Source organism: Pseudomonadales bacterium, assembly GCA_024234215.1.
Taxonomy (GTDB): Bacteria; Pseudomonadota; Gammaproteobacteria; order Pseudomonadales; family UBA5862; genus JACKOQ01.
The window spans coordinates 75,437-87,063 of sequence record JACKOQ010000002.1; the positions used below are offsets into that span (position 1 = coordinate 75,437).

Consider the following 11,627-nt stretch of genomic DNA (forward strand, 5'->3'; position numbering starts at 1 on the left):
CCCGCTCAGGCCGCGGTGGAGTGCACGGCAGGATGGACCGCCTTCAGGCGATCGATCACCGCCTGGGTCAGCTCATCGGGCTGGAACTTGGCAATGAAGTTGTCTGCGCCCACTTTTTCAACCATCGCCTTGTTGAAGACACCGCTCAGCGAGGTGTGCAGCAGCACATGCAGATCCTTCAATCGGGCATCCGCGCGAATCTCGGTGGCGAGGGTGTAGCCATCCATCTCCGGCATCTCGATGTCCGAGATCACCATCAGAAACTTCCGCGCCGGCTCCTGACCTTCATCCGCCAGCCGTTTCAGAAACTCGAGCGCCTCCTTGCCGTTCTGGCACGAGGTCGCCTCGATGCCGACACTGGCGAGGCAGTTGAGCACCTGCTTGCGCGCGATCCTCGAATCATCGACCACCAGCACATGGGCCTGACCACCCTGGGCGATCAGCGCATCATCGATGCCGGTCAGCGTGATCGCTTCCGAGCGTGGCGCGACCTCCGACAGAATCTTCTCCACGTCGATGATCTCGACCAGTTGCCGATCGACCTCGGTCACCGCGGTCAGATAGTTCTGGTTGCCCGCGCCGCTGGGAGGCGGATGCACCTCCTCCCACATCATGTTGACGATGCGCTCCACCGCACTGACCAGAAAGGCCTGCACCTTCAGGTTGTACTCGGTGATGATGATGAACTTCTGCTCCAGCTCTTCCGCCGGCCGCTGGCCAATCGCCCGACTCAGATCGATGATTGGAATGGTGCTGCCGCGAATGTGCGCCACGCCGCGCACCAAGGGGTTGCTCCTGGGCAGCGAGCTCAGCGGCGGGCAGTTCAGCACCTCCCTGACCTTGAACACATTGATGCCATAGAGCTGCCTGCCGTCCAATCTGAACAGCAGCAGCTCCAGACGATTCTGGCCCACCAGCTGCGTGCGCCTGTTGACGCTGTCCAACACTCCAGCCATGTTCCCCTCCGCTGCGGTTGTGGCCGCGTTCAACCTTTTCGATCAAACATCGGCACGAAGTCTGCATTTATCTATCGTCATTACCCGGTTCATGCAGGGGCATCGGCAAAAAATGACGGAATTCCGACACCCAACCCGCTGCTGGAGGGTGATTTTCGTCACTGCAAAGCGCTGCATCGCCATTGATTCAAAGCGTAGTTCATGACCATGAAAAGGGAAGGAAACCACCGGCTCCTCGGCCTGACACTGGCTCTTTTCTGCAGCCTGCTCAGCATCAAATGCTGGAGCATGGCGGTCGACGACCTGACGGCCCAGGCCGAGAAATTCCTGCGTCAACGAATCGGCAGCGCCGACAGCGCCGAAACACGCTTCGAGATCACGGTCGGGCCACTCGACCGCAGAATGCGCCTGTCGGCATGTGCCGTCCCGTTGCAATTTCAGGCGCCGACCGGCGAGCTGCTTGGCAGAGTCTCGATCAAGGCCAGTTGCAACAGCAGCACCCAGGGCTGGTCGCTCTACATCCCCGCCAACGTGCGTCAGTTCCGCCCGGTGGTGGTCGCTGCCCACCCGATTTCGCGTGGCAGCGCACTCGATGCCAGCGCCATCACCCTGCGGCAGAGCGACATCTCGACACTGCCACAGGGCTACTTCACCGACCCGCGGCAATTACTGGAACAGCTGGCACGTCGCGACATTGCCCCCGGAGAGCCGCTGCGCCAGAGCCTGCTGCAGCCACAACGGCTGATCAAACGGGGAGATGAGGTGGTGATCCTGGCTGAAGTGGACGGCCTGACCGTGCGCAGCAGCGGCATCGCGCTCGCCGATGGCGCAGCCGGCGCGCAGATCGACATCAGAAACCTGCGCAGCGAGCGAATCATCCGGGCGCGCGTGCATTCGGCCGGCACGGTCATGGTCAGACTGTGAAAACGCCATCCGAAAAAGTACATTGCCGCCTAAAGCGTGGCGCAAAGCCGCCGATACAGCCCATGCAGGCAAGCGCCGCTTGCCCACCCGATTCTGACAGGAGTGCACCATGGTGATTGACTTCAAAACTCAGCCGCCCACACCGCTGCCCGTCCCGGAGCGCCCGAGTGGCACCGCCCCCGCCGAGTCGCGCACTGACAACAGGCCCGCCGCAGAGGCATCCGGCACGGCCCAGAGCGAAGCGGTGCGGATCAGCGATCAGGGCCGCTCGCTGCAGCGTCTGGAACAGCAGCTCCCGGCAGGCGAAGTGCGCGAAGGCAAGGTCGCGGAGATTCGTCGAGCCATCGATGAAGGCCGTTACCAACCGAATCCTGAGCAGACCGCCAGAAAGATGCTCAGCTTCGAACGGATGCTCGATCAATAACCATGCTGAATAGGGAACAGACACAGCAGTTCGCCGCACGGCTGCAGCAGCAGTGCCAACTGCTCGACCAGTTGCTCGACGCCCTTGAACAGGAGCGTGCGCTGATCGAGCACCGTGACGCAGAGCAGCTCTCAGCCCTGCTGCCGACCAAGCATCAGCTGTTGCAACAGCTCGATGCCCTGCATCGCGACTTCCAGCACTGGCTCAGCGCGTCCGGTCTGCCGCGCGAACCAGCCCTGATCGAGCAGCTCATCAGATCGGCTCCGCTGCTGCAGGAGAGCCCGGCCCTGACCATCCAGTGGCGCACCTTCAAACATAAAAGCAGACGCTGCCAACATGCCAACAGCGTCAACGGTCAACTGATCAAACAGGGGCATGAACGCACCCGGCGGCTCATCAACCTGCTCCTTGGCCGGGAAGAGCAGACCGCTGTCTATGACCAGGCTGGAATGACCCTGCAGCAGGAAAACAGCAGACGCTCTCTCGGCAGCGTCTGAGAAACGCCGCATATCCATCCCCCTTCGGCAACTCGATCCACGCGATCACACCCATTCTGTACTCAGTCGGCAAGCCAAAGGCGCCATAGCCATACAAAATCTGGCATCGACGTTCACAATCGGGTATCGTTCCGGCTGTCGATTCTTGAAGTGCGGATACCCTGTGCGTGCCGCTAAAACAATAAGATGAAGCCCCCAACCCAGGAGAATGAAAAATGTCCCAACGTCGACGCTTCACCGCTCGCTCTTCGATGACCCTCTCCACGCTCTGCGCGTTGACCCTGCTCGGCGCTGCGTCGATGGCGAACGCAGAAGCCAAGCAACCACCGGCCGACTACACGCAACACTGCGCCGCCTGCCACGGCGAGAGCGGCAAGGGCGATGGCATCATGGCCGAGGGCATGAAGAAAACCCCCGCCGATCTGACGCAGATCGCCAAGAAGAATGGCGGCACCTTCCCGACCGAGCGGATCAAGCAGGTCGTGAGCGGCACCCTGGATGACCGCACCATCGCCCGGGTGCATGGCCCCAAGGAGATGCCGGTCTGGGGTCGCTACTTCTATGAGGACTCCTCGTCGAGCCATGCCATTGCCGAAGCCAGAGTCGGCACCTTGGTCGAATATCTGAAGACGATCCAGCAGAAGTAAGCTCTCCCTCGGGCCGTGGACGAAGCGTACCCCGCGCGCTTCGTCCACGATTGTCGGCTTGGCTGCCGACTGGAGCAGAGACTGGGTCGTGCCGTTTGACCTTCATCTTCTGTCTGCCATGCGCAAGAACCGCACACCACCTGCTCCGGGCGAAACGCTTGCCACCGAGGAGCGCGCACTGTTCCAGCAGGCCACGGCTGATGTGATTCGCACTCCCGCTGCGGGCTGCGCCCCCATCCCCAGCAAAACCGGCCAATTCAGGCCACGTCGCTCTCCATCTCCACCATCCGACGAGGACGCCAGACAGCCCGCTGAAGCGGCGCCCCGACCCTGCAGCGGCGAAGAACCGGTGCTGTTTCAGCGTCCCGGCATCCAGCCGCGGCAACTGCTGCAACTGAAACGGGGCAAATTCCGCACCGAGGCCGTGCTCGACCTGCACGGTCTGCGGCAACGGCAGGCCGAAATCGAGTTGCGCGCGTTCATCGACCAGAGCTGGCAAGAGGGCCTGCGGACACTGCTGATCATCCATGGCAAGGGCCATGGCTCCGCCAGCGGCACTGCGGTGCTGAAGTCGTGGTTGGTCGCAGAGCTGCCAAGGTTTCCGCAACTGCTGGCCTTCTGCTCGGCACTGCCGCGTGATGGCGGCACCGGCGCACTCTATCTGCGGCTGCGCCAGCAGCCGCCAACCTTGTGAGCCCAGGGTTTTTCAGCCGTGGTCGATCACGTAACATCCCGCTGCCCCACACAGCGAACTCCGGAGCAAAACAATGAAAGAGGCCTATCAGAAGCTGCTCGAGAGCATCGGCGAGGATCTCAACCGTGACGGACTGAGAGACACCCCCGAGCGCGCCGCCCGCGCCTTTGCCTTCCTCAACCGCGGCTACCACCAGGACATCGACCAGATCATCAACAACGCCATCTTTGAATCGGAAAGCAACGAGATGGTGCTGGTGCAGGACATCGAGCTCTACTCGCTCTGCGAACATCACCTGCTGCCGTTCATCGGCAAGTGCCATGTCGCCTACATCCCCAGCGGCAAGATTCTGGGCCTGTCGAAGTTTGCCCGCATCGTCGACATGTACGCCCGGCGGTTGCAGGTGCAGGAGAACCTGACCCGGCAGATCGCCGACACCATTCAGAAGGTCACCCAGGCCCAGGGGGTGGCCGTGATCATCGAGGCGCAACACATGTGCATGATGATGCGCGGCGTCGAGAAGCAGAATTCGCGGATGAAGACCTCGGTGATGCTCGGGCAGTTCCAGAGCAACCCCAGCACCCGCAGCGAACTGCTCTCCCTGATTTCGAGCTGATACGCAGCCTTCGCCAGACACTGACACTGAAAAACGATCAAGAGGCGCTCATGCAACCATTCAAACAGGGCAAGGTCACTGCGAACGGCCTGGAGTTCACCTTTCTGGAGCAGGGCGAAGGGCCACTGGTGCTGTGCATGCACGGCTTCCCCGACACCGCACGCTCGTTCCGCCACCAGTTGCCGGCACTGGCGCAGGCCGGTTACCGTGCCGTCGCCCCCTTCATGCGCGGCTATGCGCCCACCGCAGCGGCTGCCAACGGCAACTACCAGACCGCGGCACTCGGGCAGGATGTGCTGGCGCTGATCGAGGCGCTCGGTGCGCAGCAGGCAGTCGTCATCGGCCACGACTGGGGCTCCACCGCCGCCAGCGCGGCAGCGCTGTTCGCGCCCGAGAAGGTCAGCAAGCTGATCACCCTCGCCCTGCCCTACGGCGGCATGGGCACCGCGCTACTGAACAACTGGGCACAGCAGAAGCGCTCCTGGTATATCTTCTTCTTTCAGACCGCCTTGGCCGACCTGGCCGTGCCACTGGAAGATTTCGCCTTCATCGAACGGCTGTGGCGCGACTGGTCACCCGGCTGGGATTTTCCGGCCGAAGAGATGCGCGCACTGAAACAGACCCTGGCCCAGCCCGGCGTACTGGCAGCGGCGCTCGGCTACTACCGCTGCACCATGAATCCCGAACGGCACGACCCGCTGCTGGCACCGCTGCAGGCGCGCATTGGCCGTGAACCGATCCAGGTGCCGACGCTGAACATCCATGGCGCGCTGGATGGCTGCATCGGTGCCGAGTTCAGCCAGAACATCGACGCCCTGTTCCCCGCCGGCCTGACCAACCGTGTCATCGACGATGGCGGCCACTTCCTGCATCAGGAGCAGCCCGAACAGGTCAACCGGCTGATTCTCGATTTTCTGCAAGGCACCTGACCGACCCCGGCTGACGCCGGGAGACCCCCCCAACACTTCTCAAACAACGATCGAGGAACGATCAATGACCACACCCGAACCCAAAGCACATCAGGAGTTCCGCCGCGAGGTGGCCGGCTGGCTGGAGCGCAACCGCCCGGCCAAACCCGATTTCATCCTCCCTCAATCCTTCATGGAGGTCGACACTCAGCAGCAGTTCGACTACCTGCGCGACTGGCAGCGCAAGGTGTACGAGGCCGGCTACCTGGGCATGGCCTGGCCAAAGGAATACGGTGGCGGCGGTCAGCCACAGATCTTGCAGGACATCGCCACTCAGGAGATGACCCGCGCCAACGTCCCGTTCATGGTCAACGCCATCGGCCTGTCGTGGGCCGGCCCGACCATTCTGCACCTGGGCAGCGAGGCCCATAAAAAGCAGTTCATCAAAAACATTCTCAACGCCGAGGAGATCTGGTGTCAGGGTTTCTCGGAACCGGACCATGGTTCCGACCTCGGCAACGCCCAGTGCCGTGCCGAACGTGATGGCGACCACTTCGTCGTCAATGGCGCCAAGATCTGGACCAGCCTCGGGGTCTACGCCAAGCACATGATTCTGCTGGCGCGCTCGATTCCCAACACCAGCAGCAAGTATGCCGGCCTCAGCTTCTTTCTCTGCCCGATGCAGACGCCCGGCATCGAGGTGATCCCGATCAAAAAGATCACCGGCGAGTACGGCTTCAATCAGACCGTCTTCACCAATGCCCGCATCCATGAATCGACCTTGGTCGGCGAAGAAGGCAAGGGCTGGCTGGTGGCGATGGCGGTGCTGGCCTTCGAACGTGGCGCGGCCGGCGGTCAGGCCGGCGGCAACATGTCCACCGTCTTCTCCACCCAGGATGTGATCGAGATGAGCCGGCTGATCGAGCGTGACGGCCGCCCGGCACTGGAGGATCCGCTGGTCCAGGACAAGCTGCTCAACTTTCTGATCGATCAGCGCAGCATCGCGCTGACCAGCCAGCGCGCCAGGATCGAAAAGCTGCTGACGCCGGAGCGCCCGGCCGCGACCATGATGATGGGCAAGCTGTTCGGATCGGAGTTCATGCGCCGGCTCGCCTACTTCGCCGTCGAGCTGCAGGGCGGCCGTGCCAACCTCTACATGGGCGACCCCGAGGCGGTGCAGGGTGGCGAATGGCAGCGTGCCGCGATGAACGCCTACTCGGCCACCATCGGCGGCGGCACCAGCGAAGTGCAACACAACATTCTCGGCGAGCGGGTGCTCGACCTGCCGAAGTGACACGGAACAGCTTCAGGAGCAACAGACAATGATCAAGATGGAAGGCGCGATCGAGTTCACCGAAGAGCAGGGGATGATCTCCGACTCCGCAGTCAGCTTTTTCCGCGAACAGTACCCGATGGCCACCGTGCGCCAACTGCTCGACGACGAGCGCGGTTACACCACCGATGGCTGGCGCAGCATCGGCGAGCTGGGCTGGCTCGGCATGATGATTCCCGAAGAGTTCGGCGGCGCCGGTCTCAGTGCCAAAGAGCTGGTATCGGTGGTCGAACCGATGGGCCGACACCTGGTCGGCACCCCCTTCATCGCCACCACGCTGGCCGGGCAGCTGCTGCTCAAGGCCGGCAGCGAGGCGCAAAAGAGCCGTCTGCTGCCGAAACTCGCCAGCGGCGCGGCCATCGGTTCGGTGGCCCTGTTCGAGCCCCACGGCGCATGGGAGCCCGACCAGTTGCGCGCCACCGCCCAGCGCAGCGGCAATGGTTTCGTGCTCAGCGGCAGCAAAACCTTCGTGCTCGATGCAGCCGTGGCCGATCTGCTGATCGTCGCCTGCCAACTCGACGGCGCCCCGGCGCTGTTCTGTCTCTCGGGCCCACAACTGCAAGGCCGCCTGCGGCGTGAAACCGTGATCGACGAGACCCGCCGCAGCCACCGGTTGCAGCTCGACGGCCTCGAAGTGGGAAGCGATGCACAACTGACCGGCGGCGATGCGCTGGCCGCACTGAAGTGGTGTCATGCACTGGGTGCGCTGCTGCACACCGCCGAGAGTGCCGGTGGCGCCAACAGCGCACTGCTGCTGACGGTCGACTACCTGAAGACCCGCAAACAGTTCGGCCAGCTGATCGGCAGCTATCAGGCGCTCAAGCACCCGACCGTCGATGCGATGATCGCGGTCGAGCACAGCCGCTCCCACCTCTACTACGCCGCTTCGCTCTTCAACGGCTATGACGGCGGCGAGTCGGAGGTGGCGGTGCGGATGGCCAAGGTCCACTCCAACGAGTCGTTCTACTTCGCCTCCGACCGGGCCATCCAGTTCCATGGTGGCATGGGCTTCACCCACGAATGCAACGCCGGACTCCACTTCCGCCGTGCCCAGTGGAACAAGTTCAGCTTCGGCGACACGCTGCATCACCGCCGCCATCTGCGACGGCTGCTGATGCCCTGATCGCTCAGCCCGGCCATGTCCGAGATCTTCGGCTTCGACGCCTTCTCGCCGCGGGAGATTGCCCAGCGCATCGAGAGCGTCGGCGTCGCCAAGGCCCGGCTGCCGCTGCGGTCGATGTGGATGCTCGGCATGCTGGCCGGGGCCTTCATCGGCCTCGGCGCGCTCTACTACACGCTGGTGGCCGCCGATGCCTCGCTCGGCTTTGCCGCCCGGCAACTGCTGGGTGGCGTCACCTTCTCGCTGGGGCTGCTGCTGGTGACGGTGGCCGGAGCCGAGCTGTTCACCGGCAACAACCTGCTGGTGCTGGCCTGGGCCGATGGCCGCATCAGTGCCCATGAACTGCTGCGCAACTGGGTGGTGGTCTGTCTGGCCAACTTCGTCGGCGCCGCTGCCCTTGCGCTGCTGGTCTTTCTGTCACGCCACCCGGAGATGAACCAGGGCGCCATCGCCGAGCAGACGGTGAAGATCGCCGCCGCCAAAACGCTGCTGCCGCCGGCAACCGCCTTCTTCAGGGGGATGCTCTGCAACGTGCTGGTCTGCATGGCGGTGTGGATGGCGATGGCCGGCCGCACCATCGTCGACAAGGCGGTGGCGATCCTGTTTCCGATCTCGGCCTTCGTCGCCGCCGGTTTCGAGCACAGCATCGCCAACATGTACTTCATTCCGCTGGCGATGCTGATCCAGCACTTCGGCGGCGGCACGGCGACCCAGACCGTCATCACCTGGGGCGGCTTCTTCCACAACCTGCTGCCGGTGCTGGCCGGCAACATCATCGGCGGCAGCGTGCTGGTCGGCCTGGTCTACCACACCATCTATCCGCGCCCGTCTGACTCCGCCTGAGCCGCTGACAGCGACCGATCAGCCGCCCGTTGCCGTCCGCTGCATCGCGCCACGGCGGCGCAGCCACTTCTCGATCTCCACCGCCACCCAGAGCAGCGCCGCCAGCCCGACACAGAGCAGCAGCTCATCGAGCGCCAGCGGCGCAGTCCTGAAGATCGATTGCAGCGGCGGCAGGTAGAGCACCGCCAGTTGCAGGGCCAGCGTCAGCAGCACCGCACCCAGCAACGGCAGGTTGCTGGCAAGACCCTGGGTGAACAGCGACTCGCGCTCGGAGCGAATTGCCAGCACATGGGCCATCTGCGTCAGCGTCAGCAGCGTGAACACCATGCTCTGCCAGTGGGCGATGTCGTTGTGCAGCGCCCAGGATTGCAGCGCCAGGGTCAGCAGCGCCATCAGCAATCCGGCCCAGAGCATGTGTTGCCACAGGCCATGGGCAAAGAGGCTCTCGTTCGGCGGACGCGGCGGACGCCGCATGATGTCACGCTCCGCCGGCTCCCGGGTGAGGGCGATGCCGGGCAGTCCATCGGTCAGCAGGTTGATCCAGAGGATGTGGATCGGCAGCAGCGGCACCGGCAGTGCGAAACACTGCGCCAGAAACAGCACCCAGATCTCCGCCGAGTTGGTGGTCACCGCATACTTGACGAAGCGGCGGATGTTGTCGTGGATGCGCCGCCCCTCACGCACGGCCGCCACGATGGAAGCAAAGTTGTCATCGAGCAGCACCATGTCGGCCGCCTCGCAGGCCACCTCGGTGCCACCCTGCCCCATCGCCACCCCGATGTCGGCCCGCTTCAGCGCCGGCGCATCATTGACACCATCGCCGGTCATCGCGACGAAGGCGCCGCGCGCCTGCAGCGCCCGGACGATGTCGATCTTCTGCTCCGGCGCCACCCGCGCATAGACCCGCACCTCGGTGACCAGTTGCCCAAGCTGCTCCGGATCGAGTGTGGCCAGCATCGGTCCGGTCACTGCCCGGTCGGTCGCACCGGCGATGCCGAGCCGCCGCGCGATCGCCAGCGCGGTGGCCGGATGGTCGCCGGTGATCATCACCGGCGTGATGCCGGCGCGATGGCACCACTGCACCGCCTCACGGGCCTCGGGCCGCGGTGGATCGATCAGACCGACCAGCCCCAGCAGAAGCAGCGACTGCTCCACCGTTTCGCTGTCGAGCCGCTCCGGCAGCGCGTCCCAGTCACGACAGGCCACCGCCAGCACCCGCAGCCCCTGCGCCGCCATCGCTTCGGCCGCCGCCAGCACCGCCTGCTGATCGAGTGCGACCCTGCCCGCTTCGCTCTGCAGGCCAATGCAACAGGCCAGCACGCTTTCGGGCGCCCCCTTGGTGCAGGCCAGCAGCGCCGCTCCTTGCTGGTGCAGTGTGGTCATCCGCTTGCGCTCGGCATCGAAGGGAATCTCGCCGATACGCGGTGCGGAGACGGTCAGCGCCGCTGCGCCATGGCCGAAAGTCTCGGCCGCCTCATGGAGTGCCACCTCGGTGGGGTCGCCAACCCAGCCGCCGGCTGCATCGCGACGGGCATCGTTGTTGAGTGCCACGGCCCGCAGCAGGGCGTCGCGCAGCGGCGCCGGCGCGGTGGTCAGCGCATCGCGGCCATACCATGAACCTGCCAGCCAGAGAGATTCCAGCGTCATCCGGTTCTGGGTCAGGGTGCCGGTCTTGTCGGAACAGATGTAGCTGACCGAGCCCAGGGTTTCGACGGCGGGCAGCCGGCGGATCAGCACGCGCTGCCCGACCATGCTGCGCGCGCCGAGCGCCAGCGCGATGGTGATCACCGCCGGCAGCGCCTCGGGAATGGCCGCCACCGCCAGGCTGACCGCAGTCAGAAACATCAGCAGCGGCGGCTCACCGCGCCAAACCCCCATCGCAAAGATCAGTACACAGAGGAGGATGCAGGCCAGCGCCAGCCGCTGACCGAACCGGATCAGCCGCTGCTGCAAGGGGGTCTTGAGGGCAAGCTGCTGCTGCAACAGCGTGGCGATTCGGCCCAGCTCGGTGGCCATGCCGGTCGCCACCACCAGCCCCGCCGCCCGCCCATGCACCACCTGGGTGCCCCGGTAGGCCATGTTGTGGCGATCACCGAGCGGCAACTCGGCCTCGCTCAGCGCTGCCGCCTGCTTGTCGACCGGCTGCGACTCCCCGGTCAGCGCGGCCTCGTCGGTGCGCAACTGGTTCACCTCGGTGAGGCGCAGATCGGCCGGCACCACGTTGCCCGCTTCGAGCAGCACCCGATCACCCGGCACCAGTTCGCTGGCCGGCACGCTCAGCAGCCCTCCTGCGCGCTGCACCCGCGCCTGTGGCGCCGCCAGCCGCCGCAATGCGGCCATCGCCCGCTCGGCCCGGTACTCCTGAACGAACCCCAGCAGGGCATTCAGCAACACGATGACGACGATCACCAGGCTGTCATGCCAGTCGCCGATCAGGCCGGCCACCAGGGCCGCCGCCAGCAGCACCAGGATCATGAAGTCGGCGAATTGGTCGAGAAAGATTCGCAACGGCCCACGCCGCTTCGCCTCGCTGAGCTCGTTCGGACCATGCAGTTGCCGTCGCCGCAGCGCCTCGTCCGCCGTCAGCCCGGTCAGCCGATCGCTGTCGAGGCGCTGCGCCGCCTCATCGACACCCAGCAGATGCCAGAGCGGCTCATCCATGCCA

At 64.6% G+C, this 11,627-nt stretch carries 12 protein-coding genes; 10 read left to right on the plus strand and 2 right to left on the minus strand.

Annotated elements, in window-relative coordinates; genetic code table 11:
* Positions 1-5: 5 nt before the first annotated feature.
* Positions 6-956 (minus strand): chemotaxis protein CheV, encoded by a 951-nt coding sequence (locus H7A13_04650; protein MCP5332630.1) that lies wholly within the window; start codon positions 954-956, stop codon positions 6-8.
* A gap of 288 nt (positions 957-1,244) precedes the next feature.
* Between H7A13_04650 and flgA the strand changes: the two genes are divergently transcribed.
* The 10 genes from flgA (at position 1,245) to H7A13_04700 (ending at position 8,962) form a co-directional block, all read left to right on the plus strand.
* A complete protein-coding gene (flgA, locus tag H7A13_04655) occupies positions 1,245-1,880 on the plus strand; it encodes a flagellar basal body P-ring formation protein FlgA (GenBank protein ID MCP5332631.1) in 636 nt (211 codons plus the stop codon).
* 109 nt (positions 1,881-1,989) lie between these two features.
* Positions 1,990-2,304 (plus strand): flagellar biosynthesis anti-sigma factor FlgM, encoded by a 315-nt coding sequence (gene flgM / locus H7A13_04660; protein MCP5332632.1) that lies wholly within the window; start codon positions 1,990-1,992, stop codon positions 2,302-2,304.
* A 2-nt stretch (positions 2,305-2,306) separates the two neighbouring features.
* Entirely contained in the window at positions 2,307-2,801 is a 495-nt protein-coding gene (locus H7A13_04665) for a flagellar protein FlgN (GenBank protein ID MCP5332633.1), read from the plus strand.
* Between the two features lie 215 nt (positions 2,802-3,016).
* The gene (locus H7A13_04670) at positions 3,017-3,448 is read left to right on the plus strand and encodes a c-type cytochrome (GenBank protein ID MCP5332634.1); all 432 of its coding nucleotides are present in this window, start codon (positions 3,017-3,019) and stop codon (positions 3,446-3,448) included.
* 118 nt (positions 3,449-3,566) lie between these two features.
* On the plus strand, positions 3,567-4,142 hold the full coding sequence (locus H7A13_04675) for a Smr/MutS family protein (protein MCP5332635.1): 576 nt from the start codon (positions 3,567-3,569) through the stop codon (positions 4,140-4,142).
* Positions 4,143-4,215: 73 nt separating this feature from the next.
* A complete protein-coding gene (folE, locus tag H7A13_04680) occupies positions 4,216-4,758 on the plus strand; it encodes a GTP cyclohydrolase I FolE (GenBank protein ID MCP5332636.1) in 543 nt (180 codons plus the stop codon).
* A 50-nt stretch (positions 4,759-4,808) separates the two neighbouring features.
* A complete protein-coding gene (locus H7A13_04685) occupies positions 4,809-5,687 on the plus strand; it encodes an alpha/beta hydrolase (protein MCP5332637.1) in 879 nt (292 codons plus the stop codon).
* A 64-nt stretch (positions 5,688-5,751) separates the two neighbouring features.
* Positions 5,752-6,960, plus strand: a complete 1,209-nt coding sequence (locus H7A13_04690; protein ID MCP5332638.1) for an acyl-CoA dehydrogenase family protein — start codon at positions 5,752-5,754, stop codon at positions 6,958-6,960.
* 28 nt (positions 6,961-6,988) lie between these two features.
* On the plus strand, positions 6,989-8,122 hold the full coding sequence (locus tag H7A13_04695; protein MCP5332639.1) for an acyl-CoA/acyl-ACP dehydrogenase: 1,134 nt from the start codon (positions 6,989-6,991) through the stop codon (positions 8,120-8,122).
* 15 nt (positions 8,123-8,137) lie between these two features.
* Positions 8,138-8,962, plus strand: coding sequence for a formate/nitrite transporter family protein (locus H7A13_04700; GenBank protein ID MCP5332640.1), 825 nt, complete (start codon positions 8,138-8,140; stop codon positions 8,960-8,962).
* A gap of 18 nt (positions 8,963-8,980) precedes the next feature.
* Here H7A13_04700 and H7A13_04705 read toward each other — a convergent pair whose 3' ends face one another.
* The gene (locus H7A13_04705) at positions 8,981-11,623 is read right to left on the minus strand and encodes a cation-translocating P-type ATPase (GenBank protein MCP5332641.1); all 2,643 of its coding nucleotides are present in this window, start codon (positions 11,621-11,623) and stop codon (positions 8,981-8,983) included.
* Positions 11,624-11,627 lie beyond the last annotated feature (4 nt).